Origin of the sequence: Brevibacterium sp. CFH 10365 (assembly GCF_009299785.1) — a bacterium.
GTDB lineage: Bacteria > Actinomycetota > Actinomycetes > Actinomycetales > Brevibacteriaceae > Brevibacterium > Brevibacterium limosum.
The window spans coordinates 427,061-440,609 of the sequence record NZ_VIGO01000003.1 but is presented as its reverse complement, the minus strand read 5'-3'; the positions used below and the strand labels follow the sequence as shown (position 1 = coordinate 440,609).

General features: G+C 67.9%; 11 protein-coding genes. 3 read left to right on the top strand and 8 right to left on the bottom strand.

All coding sequences use genetic code 11. The features are described from left to right. Nucleotides 1-14 precede the first annotated feature (14 nt). From FHG09_RS08060 to FHG09_RS08045, 4 genes are all read right to left on the bottom strand, one after another. The gene (locus FHG09_RS08060) at nucleotides 15-980 is read right to left on the bottom strand and encodes an NAD-dependent epimerase/dehydratase family protein (RefSeq protein WP_152347122.1); all 966 of its coding nucleotides are present in this window, start codon (nucleotides 978-980) and stop codon (nucleotides 15-17) included. Between the two features lie 9 nt (nucleotides 981-989). Continuing rightward, nucleotides 990-3,776, bottom strand: a complete 2,787-nt coding sequence (locus FHG09_RS08055) for an alpha/beta fold hydrolase (RefSeq protein ID WP_152347121.1) — start codon at nucleotides 3,774-3,776, stop codon at nucleotides 990-992. Between the two features lie 8 nt (nucleotides 3,777-3,784). Continuing rightward, a complete protein-coding gene (locus FHG09_RS08050) occupies nucleotides 3,785-4,813 on the bottom strand; it encodes a 3-oxoacyl-ACP synthase III (protein ID WP_152347120.1) in 1,029 nt (342 codons plus the stop codon). 124 nt (nucleotides 4,814-4,937) lie between these two features. Next, nucleotides 4,938-5,957: a hypothetical protein gene (locus FHG09_RS08045; RefSeq protein ID WP_152347119.1), complete on the bottom strand. Its 1,020-nt coding sequence runs from the start codon at nucleotides 5,955-5,957 to the stop codon at nucleotides 4,938-4,940. A 386-nt stretch (nucleotides 5,958-6,343) separates the two neighbouring features. Between FHG09_RS08045 and FHG09_RS08040 the strand changes: the two genes are divergently transcribed. After that, complete coding sequence (locus FHG09_RS08040; protein WP_152347118.1) at nucleotides 6,344-7,147, top strand: 3-oxoacyl-ACP reductase; 804 nt, start codon at nucleotides 6,344-6,346, stop codon at nucleotides 7,145-7,147. 50 nt (nucleotides 7,148-7,197) lie between these two features. Here the strand turns inward: FHG09_RS08040 and FHG09_RS08035 are convergent, their stop codons facing one another. The 3 genes from FHG09_RS08035 to FHG09_RS08025 form a co-directional block, all read right to left on the bottom strand. Beyond that, complete coding sequence (locus tag FHG09_RS08035) at nucleotides 7,198-7,767, bottom strand: dienelactone hydrolase family protein (protein ID WP_152347117.1); 570 nt, start codon at nucleotides 7,765-7,767, stop codon at nucleotides 7,198-7,200. Between the two features lie 57 nt (nucleotides 7,768-7,824). Beyond that, nucleotides 7,825-9,408 (bottom strand): FMN-binding glutamate synthase family protein, encoded by a 1,584-nt coding sequence (locus tag FHG09_RS08030; protein ID WP_152347116.1) that lies wholly within the window; start codon nucleotides 9,406-9,408, stop codon nucleotides 7,825-7,827. Between the two features lie 100 nt (nucleotides 9,409-9,508). Continuing rightward, nucleotides 9,509-9,988, bottom strand: a complete 480-nt coding sequence (locus FHG09_RS08025; RefSeq protein ID WP_152347115.1) for a TM2 domain-containing protein — start codon at nucleotides 9,986-9,988, stop codon at nucleotides 9,509-9,511. 213 nt (nucleotides 9,989-10,201) lie between these two features. Here FHG09_RS08025 and FHG09_RS08020 point away from each other — a divergent pair, with 213 nt between their 5' ends. Continuing rightward, nucleotides 10,202-11,557 (top strand): MFS transporter, encoded by a 1,356-nt coding sequence (locus FHG09_RS08020; protein WP_152347114.1) that lies wholly within the window; start codon nucleotides 10,202-10,204, stop codon nucleotides 11,555-11,557. Nucleotides 11,558-11,664: 107 nt separating this feature from the next. Next, a complete protein-coding gene (locus FHG09_RS08015; RefSeq protein ID WP_152347113.1) occupies nucleotides 11,665-12,564 on the top strand; it encodes an enoyl-CoA hydratase-related protein in 900 nt (299 codons plus the stop codon). Nucleotides 12,565-12,655: 91 nt separating this feature from the next. Here FHG09_RS08015 and FHG09_RS08010 read toward each other — a convergent pair whose 3' ends face one another. Continuing rightward, the gene (locus tag FHG09_RS08010; RefSeq protein ID WP_152347112.1) at nucleotides 12,656-13,357 is read right to left on the bottom strand and encodes an NUDIX hydrolase; all 702 of its coding nucleotides are present in this window, start codon (nucleotides 13,355-13,357) and stop codon (nucleotides 12,656-12,658) included. Between the last annotated feature and the right edge of the window lie 192 nt (nucleotides 13,358-13,549).

Here is a 13,549-nt window from a genome sequence, read left to right as displayed (position 1 = left end):
GTCTGCGAGCCGGCTCAGGCGTAGTGGTCGGCGAGGATCTTCATGCCCTCTTCGATGCTGACGCGGGGAGTCCAGTCGAGGACTTCCTGTGTCCGCCGCTGATCGAACCAATGCGCGGTCGACAGCTGTTCGGCGAGGAACCTGGTCAGCGGGGGCTCGTCATCATGCTCGCCGAGCTCCCACACTTTCTCGACCACGGTTCCCGCGGCCAGCGCCGGAGCCACCGGAATGCGCAGCTTCGGCTCCGCGGCGCCGCCGGCGATCGCGATGCGTGACATCAGCTCACCGATGGGGCGCGGCTGACCGTTCGTCACCACCAGCGCCTCACCATGAGTGGAATCGACCGCGGTCACCGCCGCAGCGATCGCCTCAACGGCATTGTCGACGAACAGGGTGTCGACGAGGGCGGCTCCCGATCCGAGCACCGGCATCCGACCCGCACGGGCGCGGTCGATGACCCGTTCCGTGAGCTGAGTGTCGCCCGGACCCCACATGAGATGGGGGCGCAGGACCAGCACCCGGAAGTCGGGCGAATCCGCACCCAGGGCAATCCGCTCACCGGCCCCCTTCGTCCGCGCATACTCACCGCGCGCGAACTCCGGAGACGCCGGTTCGGCACCGTCGCCGATGATCGAATCACCGGTATGTGCCACCGACGGCGATGAGATATGGACCAGACGCTGCACGCCGGCGGCACGAGCCGCATCGACGAGAGTGCGAGTGCCGCCGATGTTCACGGCCTCGAAATCCTTGGGATCCCCCATCATGGAGACCTTCGCGGCCAAGTGCACGACCGCCTCGGCGTCGGTGACCGCCTGCTCGACGGCAGCCGCATCGGTCACCGAACCCAACACATCGGTGGCCCCGTCGACCCCGGAGGGACGACGCTGCAGGGTCGTGACCTCGTGACCGGCGGTGACGAGCGCGCGCGCGACGGACGAACCGAGCAGCCCGGAGGCTCCGGTGACGCTGATTCTCACTTAAGCTCCTCAGACGCTTCCCCGCACCGGCCCACCAGCCAGGACACTGTCGGCCCAGGCGGCGAGTCGGGAACGGTCGATCTTCGAATTGTGGCGGATGTCGGTGGGGAACTCGGGTGCCACGAGCACCGCTGTCAGGTCATGACCGCCGACCTCGGCGACCTTCTCCCGCAGACGTGCCGTCAGACCCAAGGGTGCCAGACCGGGCGCGAGCGAAGTGCCCTCGGCATCGAGCACCGCGACGAGAGCCTGGGTGCCTGCGGGCCCGATTCCGACCACGGAGCTGCGGCTGACTTGCGCGTCGGCGTCGATGAGCGCCTCGAGCCCGCCGGGCCCGACCGGTCCGCGCGCAGTCGTGACGACATGCTGCAGTCGTCCCTCGAGCCACACCCGACCGTCCTCGTCGATATGGCCGATGTCGTTCGTCCGGTGCCAGTGCAGACCGTGCAGGCCATCGCGGGCCGATTCCACGGTGGTCCGCCACAGGTTGTCATAGCCGGACTTGATGTGGGCGGCACTGACGACGAATTCGCCGAGGCGGCCCTGCGCGGCCTCACCCTGCAGCAGCTCATCGGCCGATCGGCCGGACTCGTCGATGGGGGCCAGAGCGAGTTCGACGCCGTCGATCGGCTGCCCCACGCACACCCCGAGACCACCGGTGGCATCGGCGGCGGCCACACCGCCACGGTCGATGTCGGTGAGCAGCAGCCCTTCGGTCATTCCGTAGGGGGAGTGGATGGACGCGTTCGGGAAGACCTCGGCGATGGCGTCCATGAGCTCCAGCGGCACGGGCGCACCCGCCGAGAGCACGAGCTCGACCCCGGCGCACGCGGCCCGCTGCTGGCCATCGAGCTCCGAGGCGGTCGCGGCGACATTCGCGTACGCCGCCGGTGAGGCGAAGACCATGGTCGCCCGCCCGGCGATGATCGCATCGGCGATCGCACTCGCCGTGAGCGTCTTCGGTTTCGTCACCGACATGTCCGGTGTCACCGAGGTGGCCCCGATGGCCGGCCCCAACAGGGCGAACGGTGGGAAGCCGGCCACCAGGCCCGTGCCCTCCGTGACGTCGAAGGTCGTGGTGAGCACGGCCGCCAGTGCGGAGATGTCCGCATGCGTATAGCGCACGCCCTTCGCCGGTCCGGTCGAACCGGAGGTGAAGAGGATCGCCGCATCGGCATCCGGTGCCGGGGCCGGCAGCTCGTGCCGGTGCGGTGTGCGGGAGAGTTCGGTCAGGCTCGTCTCGGCCTTGAACAGGCGGGAGCGCACGGGCCCGAGCGGGCTGACGGAGATCCGTCTCCCCGGCCACCCGAAGGCACGTGCCAGGGTGAGTCCGGGCAGTTCGCCGATGATCCACTGCGGATCCGCCGAGGTGATCGCCCGGGTCATCCCCTTCGGGCCGAGTCCGGCATCGGCGACGACGGCGACCGCACCGATCTTCAGGCACGCGTAGAGTGCGGCGGTGAGATTGTTGCCCGGCGGGACGAGCATCGACACCCGGTCCCCGGGCTTCACGCCGAGGTCGAGCAGCCCGTTCGCGATCGACGTGGTGACGTGCCACAGGTGGCGCCACGTGATCTGCTGCGCCGGATTCTGCGCGAAGTCGACCGACGCGATCGTCTCGTCGTCACGGCGGGCATCGAGGATCGCCGTCACCGCGCGGATGTCCGCGGCGTCGGAATCCCGCACCGAGGCAGGGTCGGCGCCGAAGGTCGATCCCTTCGCCGAGGCGGCCGTGCCCGACCGCTCGGACGATCCCTTCGCGAGGGCCGCCTCGGTGGGGGAGCTCGCGGTGTCAGGGGCATCGAACCGGGCGCTCAGCCAGTCGAGGACGAGACCGGGAACATCATGGTCTTCGCTGACGAGGTGGGAGGCCGTTTCGAAGCGGTGCACGTCGGCCTGTGGCAGACGCCCACGCAGGTCCCGCAGATAGCGTTCGAGGAACACCGGATCCTTCGGGCCCCACACGAGCAGGGCCGGCTTGTCGAAGGCAGCGATGTCATCGCCGATGCGCTGGAGCTCGGGGTCCGAGGGATGATCGGCATCGACGGGGATATCGGCGACGAAGTTGCCGATCGCCCACCGGTCCGCAGGCGTACGATACGGGGCGTGGAATGCGTCCTTGGTCTCGGCATCGAGGTCGCCGAGTCCCATGGTCACGCGCAGGAACCAGTCGGTGAGCACGGTGGCCGTCGGCAGCATGGGCCCGGCCAGAGTGGCGCGCAGCGGTGCGGGCAGCGGGGCGTCCTCGGGCTGGTGGACGGCGGTGTTGAGGCTGATGGCCGCGGCGACGAGGTCCGTGTTGCGGGCGGCCCAGCCGAGCGAGAGGACTCCGCCCCAGTCGTGGCCGATCGTCACGATCGGGTGGGCGGCAGATCCGGTGTCGGCCACCTCGGCGATCAGGGTCGTGACGACGGCGTCGAAATCGTTGATGCGATCGGTGATCCGGCGCACCTCGGCGGACTTCGGGGTCGGCATCGCCGAATGGGGCAGCCGTTCGGAGAAGCCCATCTCGAGCTGGTCGGGGGCGATGAGCCGCCAGGCGCGGCCGCCGGACCGGGCGGCCTCGACGGTGGCGCGGGCCAGCCGACGCCACAGATACGACCACGTCGGGTTGCCGTGCAGGGCGACGATCGTGCCCGCCGGCTCCACCCCGGCCGCGGTCAGGGCGGGCAGGGTGTCGAGCACGTGGAACGCATGCGTCCCGTCGGCGGTGCTCGCCTCGACGATTCGGGACCAGGCGGGGTCCCACTCGGGCAGCTGCGGGGGAATCGTGGCCGGCCGTGCAGGAAATCTCATGAAGGTCTCTACCACTCGATCTCGGTCATGGCGGTGTTGAGGCCGGAGCCGACGCCCATGCACAGGATGCGGTCGCCGGGCCTGAGGTTCTCGGCCTCACGGGACAGGGTGATGGGCAGGGACGCGGGGCCGACGTTGCCCAGTTCCGGGTAGCTCACGGGGATCCGGTCGGGGTCGAGGTTCGCGGCCTTCGTGATCGAATTCGTGTGCACATCGGAGACCTGATGCATGACGTAGCGGTCCATCTCCCGCCAGTCCCAGCCGGTTTCGTGGGCTTCCTCCCATGCGGCGACGACGAGTTCCATGCCGCCGGAGAGCAGTCCCTTCGTGTCGGTGAACATTCCGTTGTGGTCGCCGACGCACAGTTCGTGATGCTGGGTGGCCGCACGGGTGATGCCGCCGAGGATGCGGTGGCCGTCCGGATGTCTGTCGGCCGGTCCGAGGACGGCGGCGGCAGCGCCGGAGCCCAGGGTCAGAGACGCGAATTCGTTGAGGTATTCCTCGCGCGTGATGTCCGGACGGTTGAGGCGGCGCAGCGTCGCCTCCTGAACGCGGGAGGCGTCTTCGCCGGCGACGATGAGGGCGTATTCGATCTGCCCGGCGTCGATCATGTTCGCGGCCAAGGTCATGCCGTTGACGAAGCCGAGGCAGGCGTTGGCGATGTCGAAGTTCATCGCCTGCGGGCCGAGTCCGATGCCGGCGTGGACACCGACGGCCACGGACGGTTCCAGGTGTTCACGGGTCACGGAGGTGTTGACCATCAGTCCGATGGCGTCGGGAGGGATCCCTGCCTCGGCGAGGGCCTTCTTCCCGGCTGCGATCGCACCGTCGGCGAACTGGTGGGGCTCATCCCAGTTGCGGCGGGCGTACACGCCGGCGACGCGCTGGAGCAGACCCTGCGGCAGGTTGAGGGATGACAGCGTATCGGCGAGGCGCTCGTCGAATTCCTGGGAGGTCACTTCGTTCGGGGCCAGGGTCTCGGTCAGGCCGAGCAGGGCCACGTTCGAGTGCCGAAATGTTGCGTTGCCATTCGCCAATTGAGGTACTCATCCCTTTTCGGGTCGTTCGTCGGTGTCGATATCGGCCGCAGAGGCGCGCGCGTGACGCGTCACGACGGGGGAATTCCGGAACTATCTTACCGCCCGGTTTCTGAGATGTTCATCAGCGCGTGAACCAGGTGAAGCCGTCGTAGAGCAATCCTGTGGCGGCGAGCACGGCGATGACCGCAAGAACGAGCGAGGTCACGGTGTGTGAGACCTTCGACGTCTGGAAGCGCACGGCACGCGAATACGAGATGGGGCGATCGGTGACGTTGTGGCCGAACTGGGCGAAGATCCGCCAGTCCATGACGTCGATGAGCGACTTCGCGGCGAGGGTGAATACGATGATGCAGCCGATGCCCATGAACAGCAGGAACACGAAGCCGAAGAAGCCGAAGTCCTCGAAGAATGTCACAACCCGGTCGCCGATGGCCACGGCGAACGCGGAGAAGCCGTCGCTGAAGGGCAGGGCATCGAACGAGTCGGTGATCGTGGACAGGCTGATGTTGTCGCGAACCGTCTGCACGGATCCGATGTACATGAAGATCGAGGCGGCCAGGGCGACGAGGAGGTTGATGATCGAGATCGTCGCATTGTCCGGCCAGAAGTCCAGGTGCTTGAGCGTGTAGGTCGCCGAGAGAGCGACGCAGATGATCGCGCCCGTCAGCGCACCGATGGTGGCCGGCAGCAGCAGATTGTTGAAGAACACGAAGGCGACGACGGCGATGAGCGCGGCACCGAGGATGTAGGTGAACACTGCGACGGTGTCGCCGTTGGCCGCGGTGGCGGCCCGCCGGTTCGCTTCGATCATCTGGCCGGAATGCTGGATGTTGGCGGCGAGGTCGTTCTTCGTAGCCCGCGGCAGATCGCCGTCCCCGTCGTCATAGCCCTGGGCGTTGCCGGGGAGCACACGGGTCTCATCCTCGCTGCTCCACGGGCGGCCGGACTGGGTGTAGCCCGACTGGCCGTAGGGGTTGTGGCCGTAGCCGCCCGGAGCCTGCGGGTAGCCGCCCTGAGCACCCGACCCGCCTGCCGGGTTCCGGGGCTGCCATCGTCCGAGCTTCGCTCCGATGAAGTAGATGGCGAAGACGACGAGAGCCGCGAGGACTCCGATGGAGATGCCGGCGCCGAGCTCGTTCATAAGGATGACTTCCTGGGGATGGACAACGGTGGTCGTCTTTTCAGTCTATGGACTCATGCCCCTCAGAGCACGCTCTGTCCCGCATGTGCGCGCGTTTCGGCGCGATCTGCTGGTCGATCCAAGGCGCTCAGGACGTCGAAAACGACCTGGATCGACCAGGAAATCGCTCCGGCGGTTCACTCCTGCCTGAGAGGGGTGCGGACGCGGCTGTCGCACGAATGTTGGGTCGATCCACGGTGTTCTGAGCCGCGATATCACCGTGGATCGACCCAACAACCGCCGCGCTGCAGACCGTCTCGCGTCACTCGGCCTCGGTGCTGGCGGTTCCTGAGTATGGTGGGGTCAGGTCTGCGCGATCCGCCACCGACGTCCGAAGGAGACACGCGATGAGCAACCCACAGGCATTCACCTCCGAGGCTCTGCCTCTCGATGAGCAGGTTGTGCTCGTCACCGGAGCCGGACGCGGCCTGGGCGCTGCGATCGCGAAGGCGTTCGCCCCGGAGGGTTCGGCGCTGGTCATCAATTACCGGTACTCGGCCGAGGCCGCCGAAGAGCTCGCCGAGGCGGTCCGCGCTCGCGGTGGACGTGCCATGGCCATCGAGGCCGATGTCACCGATTCCCGCGCCGTCGACGCCATGGTCGAAGCGGCGGCCGCCGAGTTCGGGGCACCCGTGTCCACAGTGGTCAACAATGCGCTCGCGGACTTCTCGTTCAACGGTGATGAGCGCCAGCCGGCCGATGAGATCGACTACTCGGATTTCGCCGATCAGTTCCGCGGCTCGGTCGAGGGCGCGGTCAACACGATCCAGGCCGCCATGCACGGTTTCCGTGAGCTCGGTTCCGGTCGCGTCATCAACATCGGCACCAACCTGTTCCAGGACCCGGTCGTCCCCTATCACGACTACACCGCCGCCAAGGCGGCGCTGCTGTCGCTGACCAGGACCTTTGCGAAGGATCTCGGGCCCGCCGGGGTGCGGGTGAACATGGTCTCCGGCGGGCTGCTGCGAACCACGGATGCGTCGTCGGCGACACCGGAAGCGGTCTTCGACCAGATCGCCGCCGCCAGTGCCCTGCGACGGGTGACCACTCCGGAGGACTTCGCCTCGGCGGTGGTGTTCTTCGCCTCGCCGGCTTCGCGTGCGGTGACCGGCCAGAACCTCATCGTCGACAACGGCCTCGTCATGGGGTGAGGACGCCTGTCAGCAGGCGGTGGAATCCCAGGCCTTGAATCGCCGACCGATCAGAAGCGATCGAGGAAGGCCAAGGCCCTCTCGTAGAGCAGTTCGGCGCTGGCCTCGCGGTAGTCCGGGGTCGTCGGGTCGCTGAACAAGTGGGAATCGCCGGGGTAGAGGAAGTACTCGGCCTGCGCACCCGCCTTCGCCGCGGATTCCATCAGAGTCTCGATCGTGCCCGGGCTGCGCCAGGAGTCATCGACGGCGAAATGCGCCTGCACCGGCACCCCTGCCTGCCAGCGGGTCGGCTCCGGGAAGCCGCCGCCGTGGAAGAGCAGGACGCCGTCGGCGCGCGGATCGTTCTTGCCCATCTGCTGTGCCAGCGCGGCTCCCAGCGAGAATCCGCCGAAGACGAGATCGTCACCGAGGTCCTCGCACGCTTCCTTCGTCCGGTCCACGAGCGTCGAGAACCCGACCTCCTGGGAGTGGGCGACTCCCGTTTCGGCGGTGTCGAACGTCTTGCCCGCGTAGACGTCGGGGGTGTGGACGGCGTGTCCGGCCAGGGCGAAGCGTTCGGCGATGGCGTCCATTCCGGACGTCCGCCCCAGTGCTGAGTGGAGGAGAACGAGAGTGGTCATGAACAATCCTTTCGAAAGGGACATCGGGGCCGGCACCTGAGTGGTCGGCTCGGCGAGTCAGCGGCTGTGACCGCGAGGAATGGTGAAGGTGTCGGCGCGGGCGGTGGCCCAGTCGTCGGCCCACTCTTCGGGGGCGTCATCGAGGAGTTCGCCGGGCTTGAGCCAGTCGTAGAGACGGGCATAGGACCAGGACTCGGAGGCCGAGACATTGCGTCGCAGCATCGTCGGTTCGAGCTCGTCCGGTGCGGCCGCACCCATCGACGCCATGAGGCGGACCGCCTCGGCGACGACTCCGTCGTGGTAGTTGCGCACCCGATCGGCCTTGGTGGGCACATCGATGGCCCGCGTTCGCCGCGGATCCTGAGTGGCGACGCCGACGGGGCACTTGCCCGTGTGGCAGACCTGGGCCTGGATGCAGCCGACGGCCATCATCATCGCCCGGGCCGAGTTCGTGAAGTCCGCACCCTGGATGAGGCGTTTGACGATGTCGGTGCCGGTGGCGATCTTGCCCGATGCGCCGACCTTGATCTTCTTGCGCAGCCCTGCGCCGACGAGCGCATTGTGCACGATCATCAGTCCCTGGGTCAGCGGCAGCCCCACATTGTCTTCGAACTCCAGCGGCGCCGCACCCGTGCCGCCTTCTGAACCGTCGACGATGATGAAGTCCGGCAGGATGTTCGTCTCGACCATGGCCTTGACCATTCCGAGGAACTCCGTGCGCGAACCCACGCACAGCTTGAAGCCGGCAGGCTTGCCGCCGGAGAGTTCACGCATCGTCCGGATGAACTCGAGCAGCTCGATCGGAGTCGAGAATACATTGTGTCCGGGAGGACTGATGCAGGTCTGTCCGACGGGGATGCCGCGGATCTGTGAGATCTCCTCGGTGACCTTCGGCCCCGGCAGCACACCGCCGATGCCGGGCTTCGCGCCCTGGGAGAGTTTGAGTGAGGTCATCTTCACCTGCGGATCCTGCGCCTTCTCGGCGAAGGTGTCGGGATCGAATTCACCGTCGGAGGTGCGGGCACCGAAGTAGCCGGTGCCGAGTTCCCAGATGAGGTCTCCGCCGTGTTCACGGTGATACGGCGAAATGGATCCTTCGCCGGTGTCGTGGGCGAATCCGCCCATCGCGGCACCCTTGTTCAGGGCCCGGACGGCGTTGTCGCTCAGGGAGCCGAAGCTCATCGCCGAGACGTTGAGCAGCGAGATGTCGTATGGCTGCGTGCATTCGTCACCGCCGATGCGCACGCGCGGCGGACGCGGCGGATTGGGGATCGGCATATTCGAGTGCATGAGCGCCTCGTAGCCGGTGCGGTCGACATCGCGTTCGGTGCCGAACGCGTGCTCGGAGTGGGTGCCCTTGGCGCGTTCGTAGATGGTGGTGCGGGTGTCGCGGCTGAAGGGGCGCCCGTCCCAGTTGCGTTCGATGAAGTACTGCTGGATCTCCGGCCGGATCGACTCCAGCAGGAACCGTGCGTGTCCGGCGATCGGATAGTTGCGCAGGATCGAGTGCTTCTTCTGCGTGAGATCCCATGCGGCGAGTGCGCCGAGCCCGATCGCCGAGGCGGCCGCCGCCACTCCGGCGAACTGCTTGCCTGCCGAGTCGCCGGTGACCATCCGGACAATGGGGAATTGCCGTTTCATTGTGCCTCCTTGAACTGTCCTGAACTCGAGCCTAGACCGGGAAGGCGCGGATTTCAGGAAAGGCAGACCTGAGAAGGCGGCGGACTGCTGGGAAGCAGACTCAGAACAGCCCGCTGAGCAGCGCCCTGACCAGCTCGTCGACCTGCAGCGAGTAGGCGACGATGAGGCTGAGCCCGGTGGCGATCCACGCGATCTCCTTGTCCTGGGCGAAACCGCGCAGCGGGCGCCGCCCGCAACGCAGACCGCCCGCCAGGACGATGCCGAGATCGATGATCCACCAGATCCCCAATCCGCCGAGGCTGACCAGCTTGAGCACGCCCGTGCGGTATCGGCGGGTGTAGAACCGATCCAGACCGAGGAAGCCGAAGAGCAGGGACGCCAGCCACGTGATGACGAAGGAGCGGTTGCCGGGGACGTCCGGGTCCGGGTCGTCGAGCGGGGCGAGGGATTCGAGGGACGCGGCGGAGACACCGGGGGAGGGCACCGCCGGATTGTGCTCCGCAGGAGGCGAGGCGGAGGGCGCGGCAACACTGTTCGCGGCAGCTTCGCCGGGTGCGGGGATCTCGTCGGTCGCCGTCATCGCTGTGGTCGTCCATTCACTGCTCGTCGAACTTATGGTCTCACCCTATGAAGCGGCGGGCCGCCTCGGCGATGGGGTTATCCTCCGCATCCGCGGAAACGCGCGTTCGCGCATCCCCTCCGCATCGGCTAGACCCCGCGGTGTCCGGTCTCACACGGTCCGGGACTCGGAATCGTTTGAGCCGGTGCTCCTGGCGGGCATAGCGTGGGGACCATGAGCACAGGTGAGCCGAGCCCGACGAGCACTCGGCGCACCGTCGCGGCGGTGTTCCTCGCGGGGGTCTCCGTCTTCCTCGTCCTCTACGAGACCCAGGGCCTGCTGCCGGCGATCCGGGACGCCTACGGAATCGACGGGCCGACCGCGAGCCTGACCGTCTCCGCGACGAACGTGGCCATGGCCTGCTTCCTCATCCCTTTCTCCATGCTCGCCCCGCGCATCGGCCACGCCCGGCAGATCGGTGCGGGAGTGATCGTCGCGGCGATCCTCGCGCTCGTCCTGCCCTTCACACCGACCCCGGAGCTGCTCATCGCCGTCCGGTTCCTCCAGGGCCTGGCGATCGCCTCGGTGCCGGCCACGGCCATGGCCTACCTGTCCCTGCGGCTGCCGCCCGCCGCCTTGCCCGGAGCGATCGGGGTCTACATCGCCGGCAACACGATCGGCGGACTGTGCTCGAGGCTGCTCACCGGGCTGGCCTCCGAATTCCTCGGCTGGCACGGCGGACTCGCGTTCACCGCGGCCGTGGCACTGATCTTCGGCCTCATCGTCGTCTGGCTGCTGCGCCACGACCTCTTCCCGAGCGCCCGCAGCCGCGCCGTCCTCGACACGGATCCCGGCGACCCCGATCCGACCGAGGCCGATTCCACCATCACCGAGGCGGCCGACCGTGACGCGGTCACCGCAGGTGACGACGCCGCCGATGCTTCCGCCGACGGCGATGCCGCCCCGGCCGGCGACACTGTCGACGACAGTGGGGCCGGGAGCGCACCACCGCCTCGGCGGGCGATTCCGCTGAGCGGGGGACTGTGGCGGATCTACCTCACCGGGTTCCTGTGCATGATCGTCTTCGGCGGATCATTCACGATGCTGGGCACCCGCCTGCAGCAGGACCCGTGGCATCTGAGCGAGGGCGCGGTCGCCCTGTTCTTCCTCATCTATCTCGTCGGCACCGTCGTCACCACGTACTACGGGCGCCTGGCCACGAAGTACCCGCGCACCCGGATCACCCTGGCCGGAATGGTCATCGCACTCGTCGGCGCGGGACTGACGCTCGTCGATTCGCTCGTGGTGATCATCCTCGGCATGTCGCTGCTCACCGCGGGATTCTTCCTCGGACACACGGGTGCCTCCGCGGCTGCCAGCGCCGCCCGCCCCGGAGTCGACTCGACCCGATCGTCGGCCATCTACCTCACCGTGTACTACCTCGGCACGAGCCTCGGCGCCTGGCTCTCGGCGGTCCTCTTCGCCGACTTCGCCTGGCCCGGCGTCGTCGGCATGTGCGCGGCGTCCCTGATCGCCGTGTTGGTCTTGACGCTGACGGGAGCTCCGATAGGGTTCAGGAAACGCAACTGATCGCTCGTTCAGGGTCACCGGTGCCTGCGCCGGCGCCCCTGCGGTCGGAACGTGTCCCGCCTTCGCCGGCTGCTGCTGCACCGGCTCCGCCTTCGAAAGGTCAGCTCATGCCCGAGACCACCGACTCGACCATCGTCTACTCGATCACCGACGGCGTCGCCCACGTCGAGATCGACCGTGCCGAGAAGCTCAATTCGCTCACCCGAGAGGTCTTCGAGGACCTCGTCGAGGCGGGGCTCGCGCTCAAGGACTCGACCGAGGTCAAGGCCGTGGTCCTGTCCGGTCGCGGTCGTGCCTTCAGCGCGGGCCTCGACTTCACCGAACTCGCGCGGATCGCCGAGGCGGGGGCCGCGACCCGTTCGTCGGCTGAGGAAGCGGCCGCTGAGAAGGCCGCCGAGGACACCCCCGGTGCCGGTGAGTCGGGTGCTGCGGACTCCGTGGCCGCCGCCGTCGATGTCGGAGAGCGACTCGGTTCGGCCCGGGCCCTGGCACAGAAGGCCGTGCACGTGTGGTCCCTCGTCGAGGTTCCGGTCATCGCGGCCGTGCGCGGGGCGGCGCTCGGCGGCGGACTGCAGATCGCCCTGGGTGCGGACATGCGCGTGGCCGGCCCCGATGCGAAGCTCTCGCTCATGGAGCTCAACTGGGGAATCATCCCCGATATGTGCGGCACCCAGCTGCTGCCGCGCCTCGTGGGACCGGCGCAGGCGAAGAAGCTCATCGTCACCGCCGATACGATCGGTGCCGAAGAAGCGCTGCGCATCGGCCTCGTCGACGAGATCGCCGAGGATCCGCTCGCCCGGGCGCTCGAACTGGCCGGGCAGATCGCCGGACAGTCAAGGCCGGCGCTGGTGTGGGCGAAGCGCCTCGTCGACCTCTCGTACGACTCAGATCTGACCACTGGACTCGACGCCGAGCAGGAAGCGCTGGCCGAGCTGCTGGGCACCGACGAGCAGAAGCAGGTCGTGGCCGCACGCCTGGCCGCGATGAAGGCCCGCGCAAAGGGCTGAGGCCGTTCTCGCCCGCGGAAACGGCTGACATCGGCCTCGCCCGCGTCCTGCTGCGAACAGCCGGGCGGGCGGCTCGAACGACGGGCCGGACTCAGGAACCGCGCTTGGAGGGGAACTCCGGGCGGACGGGATCGATGATCCGGTCGGCAGCGACCGCCTCGGCGACGGTGGAGAATTCGGAGAGCTCACGCAGCAGGACGAATGTCGGACGCATGAGCTTCAGTCGCCCGGCCCCTTCATCGGCGAGGATGCCGGTCACCGAGCGCCACTCGCTCGTGTGCGCCTCCGTCGTCTGATGGTGAGCGCCGACGAGCTCGGTGGCCGCGATCGTATAGAAATACGTGTCGAAGCGTTTGGGCCGGCCCAGGGGAGTCACCCAATTCGCCCACGGCAGGAGCCCGGACGGGTCGAGGATCGCGCCCGTCTCCTCCTCGACCTCACGCACGGCGGTGGCGAGCAGGACGCGCCACCCCTCGGCATCCTCGGCGATGGTCGATCGGGACCATGCGGAGGTGTGCACCTGCGGATCGGGGACGGTGATGGTCGGAGCAGTCGTCGCGTCGATCGGATCGACGCGACCGCCGGGGAAGACGACGACACCGGCGGCGAAATCCATCGTCGACACACGGTGCTGGACGAAGACCTCGAGCCCCTCGCCCCCATCGCGGAGCATGAGCACGCTGACGGCGGGCCTGATCGGCACCGCCTCGGGGTCGGTGATATCGGGACCGCGGCTCGCGCTGTCGGCCGTATCCGAACGGTCGGAGCCCTCGGGGTTGATATCTCGAATCACGGTCAGCACCTTCGCTCTCAGCAATTGATGTCGCCTTCCAGTATGCCCGCGCACCCTCGCCGAGGCGGAGCCGGGGTGCCCGAACGGGTGATGCCCGTGGTCAGAGGGGATGCACCGGTCCGTGCGCGAACCCGGTCAGGATACGATGGTGGGCGATGCAGAACCTCGAACTGAGGTGCAAGACCCAACCGG

What these genes read in the sequence shown, in the direction of transcription:
- FHG09_RS08055 (WP_152347121.1), bottom strand. Translation starts at nt 3,776, where the DNA reads ATGAGATTTCCTGCACGGCCGGCCACGATTCCCCCGCAGCTGCCCGAG.
- FHG09_RS08045 (WP_152347119.1), bottom strand. Translation starts at nt 5,957, where the DNA reads ATGAACGAGCTCGGCGCCGGCATCTCCATCGGAGTCCTCGCGGCTCTC.
- FHG09_RS08040 (WP_152347118.1), top strand. Translation starts at nt 6,344, where the DNA reads ATGAGCAACCCACAGGCATTCACCTCCGAGGCTCTGCCTCTCGATGAG.
- FHG09_RS08035 (WP_152347117.1), bottom strand. Translation starts at nt 7,767, where the DNA reads ATGACCACTCTCGTTCTCCTCCACTCAGCACTGGGGCGGACGTCCGGA.
- FHG09_RS08030 (WP_152347116.1), bottom strand. Translation starts at nt 9,408, where the DNA reads ATGAAACGGCAATTCCCCATTGTCCGGATGGTCACCGGCGACTCGGCA.
- FHG09_RS08025 (WP_152347115.1), bottom strand. Translation starts at nt 9,988, where the DNA reads ATGACGGCGACCGACGAGATCCCCGCACCCGGCGAAGCTGCCGCGAAC.
- FHG09_RS08020 (WP_152347114.1), top strand. Translation starts at nt 10,202, where the DNA reads ATGAGCACAGGTGAGCCGAGCCCGACGAGCACTCGGCGCACCGTCGCG.
- FHG09_RS08015 (WP_152347113.1), top strand. Translation starts at nt 11,665, where the DNA reads ATGCCCGAGACCACCGACTCGACCATCGTCTACTCGATCACCGACGGC.